Here is a 13960-nt window from a genome sequence, read left to right as displayed (position 1 = left end):
TCGCTTCGCTCGCAATGACGGGGATAGAGACTACAGCGCCACGCTGCGCAGCCCGAAACTGCGCGCTTCGTTCTGCAGCACCGGCCGCACCGAATCGATCAGCCGCGCCGCGGCCGCATCCACGCTGAGCCCGGCGGTATCCACCACCGCCGACGCCCGTGCGTAGAGCGGCTCGCGGCTGACCAGGATGTTGCGCAGCTCGGCCATCGCCGAGCGGTCGTCGGCCATTGGGCGGAGGTCGCCCTGACGCCGCACGCGGGCCATGTGCTCTTCGGGCTCGGCCTTCAGCCAGATCGTGTAGAACGACGACAGGATCAGGTCGAACGTCAGCGCCTCCGAGACGATGCCGCCGCCGGTCGCCAGCACCATCAATTCCTTCCGTGCCAGAAGCTGCGTCAGCGCGGCCTGCTCCATGCGGCGGAAGCCTTCCTGGCCGTACAGCGCGATGATCTCGGCGACGGAGAGGCCGTTCTGCGCCTCGATCTCCTTGTTGAGCTCAACAAAACTCCAGCCGATCTTCTTCGCCAGCATCCGGCCGAGCGTGGTCTTGCCGGCGCCGCGCAGGCCGATCAGCGCAATGCCGGAGAACGAGGCGCGCCGCGGCGCGAGCGGACTGCTGCCGGCGAGGATGTCCTTGGCCTGCGCGATCTGGCCCGGCGATGCCTTGCGCAGCAGGTCGCGGATCACCGACCAGTCTGGGATCGGTTCGCTCGACGGAATGAGATCCTCGAGATGCGCGCCCATCGCGCCTGCGACACGGCGCAGCAGCACGATCGAGACATTGCCTTTGCCGCTTTCGAGCTGGGCGATGTAGCGTTCGGAAATGCCGGAGACTTTTGCGAGCACCTTGCGCGACATGCCGCGCAGGGCGCGCATCGTGCGCACGCGCTGGCCAAGCTGCTCCAGGAAGCCGGATTCGGGATCGTTATCTGCGGTCATGATCCACGTTGCGAAGCGCCATTTCAGGAAACATAGTGCCGATGAGGATTGACAGCAAGCCGATGTAGTGGCTTTGTATGAATTATAATTCTTATATCCACGGGAGAGAGCGGTGACGCGTCTGAGGAGCGGGGCATGACGTACAACGCAGTGCCTTACAACGCAGTCACTTGGCTGCTCGACCGCAACGTCGACGAAGGCCGCGGCGGCAAGGTCGTGTTCGACGACACAGTCTCCCAGCTCACCTACGGCCAGCTGCAGCAGCAGACCCGCCGGGTCGGCAACATGCTGCGCCGGCTCGGCGTCCGCCGCGAGGAGCGGGTCGCCATGATCATGCTGGATACGGTCGATTTCCCGACCGTGTTCCTCGGCGCGATCCGCGCCGGCGTGGTGCCGGTGCCGCTCAACACGCTGCTGACCGCGGAGCAATACGCCTACATCCTCGGCGATTGCCGCGCCCGCGTGCTGTTCGTCTCCGAGGCGCTGCTATCGGTGGTCAAGGACGTCATCGGCCGCATGCCCGACCTCGAGCATGTCGTCGTCTCCGGCAAGGAGGCGCACGGCCACAAGAGGCTGTCCGACGAGATCGCGCGCGAGGGCGACGTGTTCGCGACCGCGCCGACCCATGCCGATGAGCCGGCGTTCTGGCTCTACTCATCGGGTTCGACAGGCATGCCGAAGGGCGTGCGCCATCTGCACTCCAACCTGGCCGCGACCGCGGAGACCTATGCCAAGCAGGTGCTCGGCATCCGCGAGGACGATGTCGGCCTGTCGGCGGCCAAGCTGTTCTTCGCCTACGGCCTCGGCAATGCGCTGACCTTCCCGATGTCGGTCGGCGCCACCACGGTGCTGAATGCCGAGCGTCCGACGCCGGCGGTGATGTTCGCGCTGCTGAACAAGTATCACCCCAGCATCTTCTTCGGCGTGCCGACCCTGTTCGCGGCGATGCTGAACGACGAGGCGATGAAGGGGCAGGGCGGCGGCAAACGGCTGCGCATCTGCACCTCTGCCGGCGAGGCGCTGCCGGAATCGGTCGGCAATGCCTGGAAGGCGCGGTTCGGCGTCGACATTCTCGACGGCGTCGGCTCGACCGAGTTGCTGCACATCTTCCTGTCGAACGCGCCGGGCGACATCAAATACGGCTCATCCGGCCGTCCGGTGCCCGGCTACAAGGTGCGGCTGGTCAATGAGCTAGGGGCCGAGGTGGCCGATGGCGAAGTCGGCGAGCTGCTGGTCGATGCGCCCTCGGCGGGCGAGAGCTACTGGAACCAGCGGGCCAAGAGCCGCGCCACGTTCGAAGGCGCGTGGACCCGTACCGGCGACAAATACATCCGCGACACCGATGGCCGTTACACCTTCTGCGGCCGGGCCGACGACATGTTCAAAGTCTCGGGCATCTGGGTCTCGCCGTTCGAGGTCGAGAGCGCGCTGATCACCCATCCCGCGGTGCTGGAAGCCGCCGTGGTGCCGGAAGCCGACTCAGAAGGGCTGCTGAAGCCGAAGGCATTCGTGGTGCTGCGGCCGGAGAGCACGAAGGACGGCCTGCATGAGGCGCTGAAAGAGCACGTCAAGCAGAAGATCGGCCCGTGGAAATATCCGCGCTGGATCGATGTGGTGGAGAGCCTGCCGAAGACGGCGACCGGCAAGATCCAGCGGTTCAAGTTGCGCGACGGTGCGCAGTAGGTTCTATCCGTCGTCCTGGCGCAAGCCAGGACCCATTACCCCAAGAGCCAGTTGTGGCGTGATGCCCGATCAACCAGTGCCATTCACAATACCTGCTGCGGCGTATGAGTCCTGGCTTTCGCCAGGACGACGGGGCGTGGATAACCTTCGGAAAGCCAGCTCATGCAGAACCTAGACCCATCAGGCTTCCTCAGCATCGACGGCGCCGAGCTCGAATACCGCATGCTCGGCCCATCACCCGATGCGGCACCGACCATCGTGATGCTGCATGAGGGCCTCGGCTCGGTCGGGCTGTGGGGCGATTTCCCCGAGAAGCTTCAGGCGGCGACCGGCGCCGGCGTGTTCGTCTATTCGCGTGCCGGCTACGGGGCCTCGTCGCCGGCAAGGCTGCCGCGCCCGGTCGACTACATGCACCGCGAGGCGCTCGACGTGCTGCCAAAACTGCTCGACCGGATCGGCTTCCGCCGTGGCCTCTTGGTCGGCCATTCCGACGGCGCGTCGATCGCGGCGATCTATACCGGCGCGCATCAGGATCATCGCCTGCAGGGCATCGCGCTGATCGCGCCGCATTTCATCGTCGAGGACATCTCGGTGAAATCGATCGCCGAGATCAAGACGGCATATGAGACCACCAGCCTGAAAGAGAAGTTGGCGCGCTGGCACAAGAACGTCGACGGCACATTCTATGGCTGGAACGACGCCTGGCTCGATCCGGCCTTCCGCGATTGGGACATCTCCGAGTACCTCGCCTATATCCGCGTGCCGGTGCTGATCGTGCAGGGCGTTGACGACCAATACGGCACGATGCGCCAGGTCGAGATCGCGAAAGACGAGTGCTACTGCCCGGTCGATGTCGCGGTGATTTCCGGCGCCGGCCACTCGCCGCACCGCGAGGCGCCGGCGGTGACGCTGGAAGCGATCACCGATTTCGCCAAAGCGGCGCTACGCGACGACCAGACGCTCGCGGCCTGACCCTTAGTGCCGCTCCAGGCCATTGACCGAGTGGATGATTTCCTAGCATGAAACAAAATGCATGTTTTTGCATTCCGAGCTAGACAGCATCAAAAACATGCATTATTGTGCATATCAGGCAGAAACGAACAACGGATATAAAGGGTGGCCCAATGGCTGGCGACGATCGCGTCCTTGCAGGCGGGGCGAAGTACATCGATTTCCAGACCGAGCCACAGCGCTACCGGCACTGGAAGCTGGACGTCGCTGGCGACGTCGCGACGCTGACGATGGACGTCGACGAGAATGCCGGCCTATTCGAGGGCTATCAGCTCAAGCTCAATTCCTACGACCTCGGCGTCGACATCGAGCTGGCGGACGCCGTGCAGCGGCTGCGCTTCGAGCATCCCGAGGTGAAAGTCGTGGTGATGCGCTCGGGCAAGAACCGGGTGTTCTGCGCCGGCGCCAACATCCGCATGCTGGCCGGCGCGACCCACGCCCACAAGGTCAACTTCTGCAAGTTCACCAACGAGACCCGCAACGGCCTGGAAGACTCCAGCGAGAATTCCGGCCAGAGCTTCATCTGCGTGGTCAACGGCACCGCGGCCGGCGGCGGCTATGAGCTGGCGCTCGCGACCGACCACATCATGATGGCCGACGACGGCGCGGCTGCGGTTGCGCTGCCGGAAGTGCCGCTGCTCGCGGTGCTGCCCGGCACCGGCGGCCTCACCCGCGTGGTCGACAAGCGCAAGGTGCGCCGCGACCACGCCGACTACTTCTGCACCATCGAGGAAGGCATCAAGGGCAAGCGCGCCGTGCAGTGGCGGCTGGTCGACGAGATCGCGCCGAACTCCAAACTCGAGAGCAAGGTCGCCGAGCGCGTCAAGGAATTCGCGGCGAAGTCGAAGCGCAATGGCGCCGGCAAGGGCATTGCGCTGACCAGACTCAACCGCACCGTCGACGACAGCGCGATCCGCTACGATTTCGTCAGCGTCGATATCGACCGCAACGCCCGCATCGCCACCATCTCGATCAAGGCGCCAGAGGCTGCGGCGCCCGCCGATATCGAGGGCATGATCGCGCAGGGCGCCGCGTTCTGGCCGCTGCAGGTCGCGCGCGAGCTCGACGACGCGATCCTGCATCTGCGCCTCAACGAACTCGGCATCGCGATGCTGGTGTTCAAGAGCCACGGCGACCGCGCCAACGTCGTGTCCTACGATGCGTTCCTCGACGCCAACAAGACGCACTGGCTGGTCAACGAGATCAGGCATTACTGGAAGCGCGTGCTCAAGCGCATCGACGTCACCTCGCGCACGCTGGTGACGCTGGTCGAGCCCGGCTCCTGCTTCGTCGGTACGCTGGCCGAACTCGTGTTCGCCGCCGACCGCTCCTACATGCTGATCGGCCAGAAGCAGGGCGACAACCGTCCGCCGCCGGCGATCGAGCTCACCGCGATGAATTTCGGTCCGTATCCGATGAGCCATGGCCTGACCCGGCTGCAGTCGCGCTTCCAGGCCGACCCGTCTGATCTGGAGCGGGCGCGGGCTGCGATCGGCAAGGCGCTCGACGCGGAGGAGGCCGAAGAGCTCGGCCTCGTCACCTTCGCACTCGACGACATCGACTGGGACGACGAGGTCCGCGTGTTCTTCGAGGAACGCACATCGTTCTCGCCCGACGGCCTCACCGGCATGGAAGCCAATCTGCGCTTCGTCGGTCCGGAAACCATGGAATCGAAGATCTTCTCGCGCCTCACCGCGTGGCAGAACTGGATATTCCAGCGGCCGAACGCGGTCGGCGAGGAGGGCGCGCTGCGCCGCTACGGCACCGGTCAGAAGGCGCAATTCGACATGACGCGAGTGTAAGAGGCGAATAGCGAATGGCGAATAGCCGGCCCTGCTCGATTCGCTACTCGCCATTCGCGACCACAACGCAAATCGCTCCAACACGCGAGGCCCGCCATGAACGTCAACATCATGAACGTCGATTACTCGACCAAGATCCCGAACAACGTGAACCTCGCCGAGGACCGCCAGGTGCTCAAGGCGCTGGAAGGCTGGCACCCCGGCTACATGGACTGGTGGAGCGACATGGGCCCGGACGGCTTCCAGGAATCGCTGGTCTATCTGCGCACCGCCTACTCGGTCGATCCGCGCGGCTGGGCCAAGTTCGACTACGTGCGGATGCCGGAATATCGCTGGGGCATCCTGCTTGCGCCGCAGGAAGAAAATCGCGTCATCCCGTTCGGCGAGGATTACGGCAAGCCGGCGTGGCAGGAAGTCCCCGGCGAGCATCGCGCGATGCTGCGCCGCCTGATCGTGATCCAGGGCGATACCGAGCCGGCCTCGGTCGAGCAGCAGCGCCATCTCGGCAAGACCGCGCCCTCGCTCTACGACATGCGCAATCTGTTCCAGGTCAATGTCGAGGAAGGCCGCCATCTCTGGGCGATGGTCTATCTCTTGCAGAAGTACTTCGGCCGCGACGGCCGCGAGGAAGCCGACGATCTGCTGCGCCGCCGCTCCGGCGATGCGGACTCGCCGCGCATGCTCGGCGCGTTCAACGAGGCGACGCCGGATTGGCTGTCGTTCTTCATGTTCACCTACTTCACCGACCGGGACGGCAAGATGCAGCTGCACTCGCTGGCGCAGTCGGGCTTCGATCCGCTGTCGCGCACCTGCCGCTTCATGCTGACGGAGGAAGCGCACCACATGTTCGTCGGCGAGACCGGCATCACCCGCGTCGTGCAGCGCACCTGTGATGCGATGCGTGAAGCCGGCATCACCGATCCGACCGACATTGCCAAGGTCCGCGCGCTCGGGGTGATCGACCTGCCGACCATCCAGAAGAAGCTGAACCTGCACTACTCGCTGTCGCTCGACCTGTTCGGCTCGGAAGTGTCGACCAATGCGGCCAACGCCTTCAATGCGGGCATCAAGGGCCGCTACAAGGAAACCACGATCGACGACGATCACCAGCTGAAGAATTCGACCTATCCGGTGATGAAGCTGATCGACGGCCGGATCAAGATGGTCGACGAGCCGGCGCTGACCGCGCTCAACATGCGCCTGCGCGACGACTACACGCAGGACTGCGTCAAGGGCATGCTGCGCTGGAACAAGGTGATCTCGACCGCGGGCTACGACTACAAGCTCGCGGTGCCGAACACCGTCTTCCATCGCCAGATCGGCGAGTTCAAGGACGTCCACGCGACGCCCGACGGCATCCTGATCGACGACGCCACCTGGGCCAAGCGCAAGAACGAGTGGCTGCCCTCGACCGAGGACGGCGAGTTCATCGCCTCGCTGATGAAGCCGGTGACCGAGCCCGGCCAGTTCGCCTCCTGGATCTCGGCGCCCAAGGTCGGCATCGACAACAAGCCCGGCGACTTCGAATATGTGAGGATCGAGAGCTGAAGCATGGTCCGGAAACGTGCGAAGCGTTTCCGGAAAGATCATGCTCAAACAAGGAGCAAAAGGGCGGTGACGATCCAACGAAATCTCATCGCACTTCAGTGGGTCGAGCACCGTCCGGACAAAGGCGATCGTGCGCAAGGACACCGATTAGATCGTGATGCATTCCGGCCTCACGATCTAACGCTCCTCTCCCTCCCGGAGAGGCCACGAAAGGGGCGAGCCGAACAGGTCCCTGGCTCGCTCCTTTCTTTTTGCCGGCGTGAGGCTGCCTATCCCGCGATCTCGAGCCCTGCCGTCGCATAGACCACGCCGCCGTCAACTGCGATGGTGTTGCCGACCACATAGTCGCCGGCGCGCGAGGCGAGGTAGATCGCGACACCCGCCATGTCCTCGTCGGTACCGATCCGTCGCGCCGGGACGCGTTTCGCGACCGCGTCGGCCTGGTCGCGCGCGGCGCGGTTCATGTCGGAGGCGAAGGCGCCGGGCGCGACCGCGGTGACGTTGATGTTGTCCTTGATCAGCCGCGTCGCCATCCGCCGCGTCAAATGGATCACCGCGGCCTTGCTGGCGGCGTACGAATAGGTCTCCATCGGATTGACGAAGATGCCGTCGATCGAGGCGATGTTGATCACCTTGCCCGGCTTCTCATGCGATGCCGCGGCGCGCAACGGCTTGGCCAGCGCCTTGGTCAGGAAGAAGATCGACTTGACGTTGAGGTTCATCACCTTGTCCCAGCCGCTCTCCGGGAATTCGTCGAAATCCGCGCCCCACGCCGCGCCGGCATTGTTGACGAGGATGTCGAGCTTCGGTTCGCGCTTGATGATCTCGGCGGCGAGCTTGTTGCAGCCCTCGACCGTTGAGATGTCGATCGGCAGCGCGATGCATTCGCCGCCATAGGCGGCGGTGAGCTCCTGGGCCGTGGCCTCGCACGGCCCCGCCTTGCGCGCCGTGATGTAGACCCGGGCCGCGCCCTGCGCGAGGAAGCCGGATGCGATCATCTTGCCGATGCCGCGCGAGCCGCCGGTCACCAGCGCGACGCGGCCGTTGAGTGAGAACAGATCCTTGAACATGCGTTCCTCCATTTGCATTGCCTGCGGTTCTGGGCGCGGCCGGGGAGCGTGTCAAGCAAGCTGAGGGCAGGCGAGGAGCTTGTAGCCCGGATGGAGCCGAGCGTAATCCGGGGGCAAACTATTCGCGGCGGTTTTCCCGGATTGCGCTTCGCTGCATTCGGGCTTCTGAGCTTGTGAGCGGATAGAGGGACGCCTACGCCGCGTCGATGCGGCGGAAGCCGTTCCAGACCGCGGTGGCGGCGCCTGAGGTCAGCACCGGCAACAGCCGCGCTTCCTGGAAGTTACCGTTCAGCGAGACGCGTTGCAGCGCGGTCAGATGGTCGGCGCTCTCGGGAAACAGCATGCCCGGCCGCGTCGTCACCGCGGTCCGGAAGCCGATCGACCTGGCGAGCGCGAATTCGCGCTGCCCGGCGGCGGCCCGGTCGCCATAGGGATAGGCGAGATGCAGCGCCGGACGCTGCAATGCGTCCTCGATCCGGGCGCGGCTGGTCGCCAGCTCGAACGATGCCATGGTCTCGCTCTGCTTGGCGAGGTTGCAATGCGTGACGGTGTGCGCGCCGATCGTGACCAGCGGATCCTTGGCGAACGCGCGCAGCTCGTCCCAGGACATGCAGAGCTCGCGCGCGATGCCGCCTTCGTCGACGCAGTAGCGGGCGCAGAGCGCCGAGATCTCGGCCTGCATCTCCCGCTCACCCGGCAGCGCGCGCAGCCAGCCATGCATGCGGTTGAAGGCTGCCTGCTTGGCTGGCGCGGTCGACGTGTCGAGCCGAGTCATGGTGCCGTCGATCGGCGCCTCGATTGTGGGGGCTGCGGCGATCACCCGCTCCAGCGCGACCCACCAGAGCCGGCCGCAGCCTTCGGCGAAATCGCTGGTGATGTAGACGGTCAGCGGCGCGCCGAATTCGCGCATCACCGGCAGCGCGAAGTCGCGGTTGTCGCGATAGCCGTCGTCGGCGGTGAAGCAGGCGAATCGGCGGGTGAAATTCCGTTCGGTGAGGCGGCGATGCGCCTCGTCCATGCTGATGATATCGATGTCAAGAGCACGAAGATGCATCAGCATCGCGCGCAGGAAGTCCGGCGTGACCGCGAGATGCCGGTTGGGCTGGAACGCCTCACAGCGTGCCGGGCCGACGTGGTGCAGCATGAAGACGGCGCCGATGCCGGCGAAGATCGGCCGCAGCAGCAGATGCGCGCCGGAGAAGTACAGCGCTTCCAGCCCCGCGCGGATCACCGTGGTGCGGAATTGTTTCATGAGGGCGCGGGTTGGCCGGTTTGCATTCCGCGGCAAAGCTAGCAAAAGACCACTGAACAAACGGTTAGCCCGCTCCGGCACGGTGCTTCCGCCCGATCGCATCAATTGGGGTTTGACAGCCAGCCAAGGGTTTGTTTTCTCTCTGCTTCCCGAGCCGCAGGATGCTGAATGCACGGACTTTTCAAGTGGAGTAGCAAATGGTGGCCGGGCGTCATTCCGCTGGTCGTCTTTTGGGGGATCGCGGCCTGGACCAGCACGACGGCGGTCGAGGGCGAGCTCGCTGCGCGCGCTAATGCCGCACTGAAAGACAGCGTGCTCGACAAGCGCCGCATCAGCGTCGACGGCCGCGATGTGACGTTTGCGGCCAATGCCTTCTCCGAAGAGGGCCGCGTCAGCGCGGTGGCCTCGGTCGAGGCCGTGCCGGGTGTCCGGCTGGTGAATGACGATACCCGCCTGGTTCCCGAAGCCAAGCCGTTCGTCTGGTCCGCCGAGCGCGACGTCGTCCGGGTGACGCTGGGCGGCAGCGCGCCGTTGCCGTCGAGCAAGGGCAAGCTGATGGAAGCGGCAAAGGCCAGCCTCGGCGGTGTCGAGGTGGTGGACCAGATGGGTCTTGCCCGTGGCGCGCCGCCGCGGTTCGACGCGGTCGCGCTGCTGCTGCTCGACCAGATCAGCAAGCTGAAGGACGGCAAGATCACGCTGACCGACGGCAAGATCAATCTGTCGGGGATGGCGCGCGACCTCGGCGGCCGCGAGGCGGTCGTGGCGGCACTGAAGAACCTGCCGGAGGGCTATTCGGTTGCCGCCAACGACATCAAGGCGCCGCCGTACATCTTCCAGGCCTACAAGGATCCGGTCGCGCTGACGCTGACGCTGACCGGCTATGTGCCCGACAACAACGCCCACGCGGCGCTGGTCGCCGCCGCCGGCCGCAAGTTCTTCAGCGAGAAGGTGGTCGACAATCTCAAGGCCAGCGTCGGCGCGCCCTCGGGCTTCGCCGCGGCGGTGGTGCCGGCGCTCGGTGCGCTGTCGCGGCTGTCGACCGGCACGCTCGTGGTGTCGGACCGCGAGGTGAAGCTGTCGGGGGACGCGCTCTACGATGCCGCCGCCGGCCAGATCCGCGATGGGCTCGGCAAGGATTTTCCGCAAGGCTGGCAGTACAAGGCCGAGATTTCGGTGAAGCCGGCCGCGGCGCCGGTCGACGCCACGGTGTGCCAGCAATTGTTCGCCGAGACGCTGACGAAGGGGCGTATCCGGTTCGAGTCGGCGAAGGCCGATATCGTGCCCGATTCAGCCGGCCTGCTCGATCGCCTGGTCGAGACCGCGATGCGCTGCCCGACCACAAATATCGAGATCACCGGTCATACCGACAGCGACGGCGACGAAGCCGCCAACCAGGCATTGTCGGAAAAGCGCGCGCAGGCGGTGATGGACTATCTGGTGCGGGCCGGCCTGCCGGCGAGCCGCTTCACGCCGATCGGCTATGGCAGCACCCAGCCGGTGGCGGCCAATGACGGCGAAGACGGCAAGGCGCAGAACCGGCGCATCGAATTCGTGGTGAAGCAGTGATGACGGCGCTCACGACATTCTTCTGGGGCTGGCTGCTGGCGGCGCTGCTGCTCGGCTTCGGCATGGGCTGGATCGCCGTGGTGCATCGGGCAAAGGGGGTGCCGAGGCTGTGGATGCGCTGGCTCGCGGTGCTGGCGGTCGCGCTGGTCGCGGCGTCGTTCGCGCACATCGTGCCCGGCCGCTTCGGCTATTGGCTCGACCTGTTGTTGGTGATGTTCGCGCTCTATCTGGTTGGCTGCGCCATCGGCTCCTGGCTGCGCGACTGGGTGGTCTCGCGCGGCAAGCCCGCAAGTTGACGCCCCGGCCGCGGCGCGGCGACGCGTCGCCACCGTATTTTTCCGGTATGGCCCGCGGCCGGTTTCGCTGGCCATCTGCCGCACCCCACCGAAGGTCTTGGCCGAAGGTGGCGGGAAACGCTCAAATTTGTGCATCCGCTGTCATGAATCGTCCCTAATATCTTGAAGACGCGCGTTTTATTGTCCTTTGGCGAATTCCACTCCGGCACAAAACGCGCTACACGAGGCAGGGAACAGCGGAGCGTCGGCGGAGTTCGCCCGGGAGCCGTCGTCGCGAGATCGCAATTCGAGGTCTAGATGCTGCAAGCAATAAGCAGGGCGATGGCGCTGCTGCGCCAGAAGCAAATCCTGCACAAGCTGGGTGTTGTCATCAGCATCGCCGTCATCGGCATCGCCTGCTACGTCCTCTATCATATGCTGCGCGGCATCGACACCAACGAGGTGCTCGAGGCCATCAAGAGCACCGAGCCGCGGCAGATCGCGCTGGCCGCGCTGTTCGTCGCGGCGGGCTACTTCACGTTGACGTTCTACGATCTGTTCGCCGTGCGCGCGATCGGCCACGCCCATGTGCCCTATCGCATCAATGCGCTCGCGGCCTTCACCTCCTACTCCATCGGCCACAATGTCGGCGCCAGCGTCTTCACCGGCGGCGCGGTGCGCTACCGGATCTATTCGGCCTGGGGCCTGAACGCGATCGACGTCGCCAAGATCTGCTTTCTCGCCGGCCTCACCTTCTGGCTCGGCAATGCCGCGGTGCTCGGGCTCGGCATCGCCTATCATCCGGAGGCCGCCGCCAACATCGACCAGCTGCCGCCCTGGCTCAATCGCGCCCTGGCGTTTGCGATCATCACCGCGCTGGTCGCCTATGTGGTCTGGGTCTGGACCCAGCCGCGGGTGGTCGGGCGCGGTCCGTGGACGGTGACGCTGCCGGGCGGGCCGCTGACGCTGTTGCAGATCGCGATCGGCATCGTCGACCTCGGCTTCTGCGCGCTTGCGATGTATGTGCTGGTGCCGGACGAGCCCAATCTCGGCTTCGTCGTGGTCGCGGTGATCTTCGTGTCGGCGACGCTGCTCGGCTTCGCCAGCCATTCTCCCGGCGGCCTCGGGGTGTTCGATGCCGCCATGCTGGTCGGCCTCTGGCAGATGGACCGCGAGGACCTGCTCGGCGGTATGCTGCTGTTCCGCCTGCTCTACTATATTGCCCCCTTCATCATATCTGTAATCTTGCTGACGTTTCGGGAGGTTATCGTCGGCGCCCGATTCAAACGGCTGCCCCAGGCTGATTCGGGTCCCCGCGCCGAGCCGCATCACGAAGCGGTTCTGGTCCGCAAGCGCGGTGACTCCGGCGTCTGATTCATGCGGCCGGACGGCTCCTGCGAGGCGGGTCATTTGACCTTGCCAGCGAGCTGCGAACCGAAGGAAGAAAGTCGCCGCGATGGCAATTGACGATTCACCTTCCTCCATCTTCGCGCCGTGGCCGGACCGGCTGCGTCACGCTGCCCTGATCCTGCTCGCCGCCGCCCTTGCGCTCAGCGTGATCGTCGCGCTCGGCGAGTTGTCGCCGGTGCGCGCCTGCGCGGTGTTCGCCTGCATCGCGGCCGCGGCGCTGGTGCCGTGGCGGCTGCACGATGCATCGACTTCGCGCGAGGATGTTCGCGGCGTCAACCCGGTCGAGACTTCTGCCGTGAGCGCCGTGGTCGCCGGCATGCCGGATCCGGCGGTGCTGCTCGATCGCGCCGGCCGCGTCATCCATCTCAACACCGCCGCCGCGCAGCTCGCGCCGGCGCTGCGCAAGAACGAATTGGCGCAGTTCGCGCTGCGTTCGCCGGAGATCATCACCGCGCTGCGCGAGGCGATCGCGACCGCCGAGCCGCGCCGTGCCACCTACACCGACCACGTCCCGGTCGATCGCTGGATGGAACTGGTGATCACGCCGGTCCCGGTGCCAACGCCATTCGGCGGCACCGACAAATGCATGCTGATGACCTTCCACGATTTGACGCCGCTGCGCCGGGTCGAGGAGATGCGGGCCGACTTCGTCGCCAATGCCAGCCACGAGTTGCGCACGCCGCTCGCCGCGCTGTCCGGTTTCATCGACACCTTGCAGGGGCCCGCCCGCGACGATGCGCGGGCGCGCGAGCGCTTCCTCGGCATCATGCATACCCAGGCCACCCGCATGGCGCGGCTGATCGACGATCTGCTGTCGCTGTCGCGGGTCGAGCTCTCGGCCCATGTCCGGCCCGAGGCGCTGATCGACATCGTGCCGATCATCCGCCAAGTGGTCGACGGATTGGAGGCGCTGGCCGCCGAGCGCCAGGTCGAGATCGAGGTCGACCTGCCCGAGCAGCCGGTCACGATCGCCGGCGACCGCGAGGAGCTGCTGCGGCTGTTCGAGAACCTGATCGAGAACGCGCTGAAATACGGCGCCTCCGGCGGCCGCGTCACAGTGTCGCTCAGCCAGGCCGCCGCGGGCGAGTCGAGCCCCGAAATACGCATCATGGTGCGCGATTTCGGCCCTGGCATCGCGCCGGAGCATCTGCCAAGGCTGACCGAGCGGTTCTACCGGGTCGACGTCGGCGACAGCCGCAACCAGGGTGGAACCGGCCTCGGATTATCCTTGGTGAAACATATTCTTAACCGTCATCGCGGGCGTCTTCTGATCGAAAGCGTGCCCCGCAACGGGGCCACTTTTACCGCCTGTTTTCCCCGCCCGAAGACCCAGGTACCGGCCCAAAGCTGAGTATTTCCAATGGCTTGGGTCTGTCATCCAACTGTCATCTAACCTTTATAAAA

At 65.4% G+C, this 13960-nt stretch carries 11 protein-coding genes; 8 read left to right on the top strand and 3 right to left on the bottom strand.

Features of this window, described 5'->3' with window-relative positions:
* Positions 1-30: 30 nt before the first annotated feature.
* Positions 31-939, bottom strand: a complete 909-nt coding sequence (locus J6500_RS23080) for a helix-turn-helix transcriptional regulator (protein ID WP_225714992.1) — start codon at positions 937-939, stop codon at positions 31-33.
* 135 nt (positions 940-1074) lie between these two features.
* Here J6500_RS23080 and J6500_RS23075 point away from each other — a divergent pair, with 135 nt between their 5' ends.
* From J6500_RS23075 to boxB, 4 genes are all read left to right on the top strand, one after another.
* A complete protein-coding gene (locus tag J6500_RS23075; RefSeq protein WP_225714991.1) occupies positions 1075-2622 on the top strand; it encodes a benzoate-CoA ligase family protein in 1548 nt (515 codons plus the stop codon).
* Between the two features lie 162 nt (positions 2623-2784).
* On the top strand, positions 2785-3594 hold the full coding sequence (locus tag J6500_RS23070; protein WP_225714990.1) for an alpha/beta fold hydrolase: 810 nt from the start codon (positions 2785-2787) through the stop codon (positions 3592-3594).
* 152 nt (positions 3595-3746) lie between these two features.
* A complete protein-coding gene (gene boxC, locus J6500_RS23065; RefSeq protein WP_225714989.1) occupies positions 3747-5435 on the top strand; it encodes a 2,3-epoxybenzoyl-CoA dihydrolase in 1689 nt (562 codons plus the stop codon).
* Between the two features lie 96 nt (positions 5436-5531).
* Complete coding sequence (boxB, locus tag J6500_RS23060; RefSeq protein WP_225714988.1) at positions 5532-6983, top strand: benzoyl-CoA 2,3-epoxidase subunit BoxB; 1452 nt, start codon at positions 5532-5534, stop codon at positions 6981-6983.
* 269 nt (positions 6984-7252) lie between these two features.
* Here boxB and J6500_RS23055 read toward each other — a convergent pair whose 3' ends face one another.
* Positions 7253-8053: an SDR family NAD(P)-dependent oxidoreductase gene (locus J6500_RS23055; protein WP_225714987.1), complete on the bottom strand. Its 801-nt coding sequence runs from the start codon at positions 8051-8053 to the stop codon at positions 7253-7255.
* Positions 8054-8246: 193 nt separating this feature from the next.
* Positions 8247-9305 carry a polysaccharide deacetylase family protein gene (locus tag J6500_RS23050; RefSeq protein WP_225714986.1) on the bottom strand — a complete coding sequence of 353 codons (1059 nt, stop codon included), beginning with the start codon at positions 9303-9305 and terminating at the stop codon, positions 8247-8249.
* A 168-nt stretch (positions 9306-9473) separates the two neighbouring features.
* Here J6500_RS23050 and J6500_RS23045 point away from each other — a divergent pair, with 168 nt between their 5' ends.
* From J6500_RS23045 to J6500_RS23030, 4 genes are all read left to right on the top strand, one after another.
* On the top strand, positions 9474-10871 hold the full coding sequence (locus tag J6500_RS23045; RefSeq protein WP_225714985.1) for an OmpA family protein: 1398 nt from the start codon (positions 9474-9476) through the stop codon (positions 10869-10871).
* Positions 10871-11167: a hypothetical protein gene (locus J6500_RS23040; RefSeq protein WP_225714984.1), complete on the top strand. Its 297-nt coding sequence runs from the start codon at positions 10871-10873 to the stop codon at positions 11165-11167. The genes J6500_RS23045 and J6500_RS23040 overlap by 1 nt, the downstream gene beginning before the upstream one ends.
* A gap of 297 nt (positions 11168-11464) precedes the next feature.
* Complete coding sequence (locus J6500_RS23035) at positions 11465-12520, top strand: lysylphosphatidylglycerol synthase domain-containing protein (protein ID WP_225714983.1); 1056 nt, start codon at positions 11465-11467, stop codon at positions 12518-12520.
* An 82-nt stretch (positions 12521-12602) separates the two neighbouring features.
* Positions 12603-13907, top strand: coding sequence for an ATP-binding protein (locus tag J6500_RS23030; protein WP_225714982.1), 1305 nt, complete (start codon positions 12603-12605; stop codon positions 13905-13907).
* Positions 13908-13960: the final 53 nt, after the last annotated feature.

The organism is Bradyrhizobium semiaridum, assembly GCF_020329505.1.
In the GTDB taxonomy this organism is placed as follows: domain Bacteria; phylum Pseudomonadota; class Alphaproteobacteria; order Rhizobiales; family Xanthobacteraceae; genus Bradyrhizobium; species Bradyrhizobium semiaridum.
Note: the sequence above shows the minus strand (reverse complement) of the source record. Positions and strands in the feature narration are given on the sequence as shown.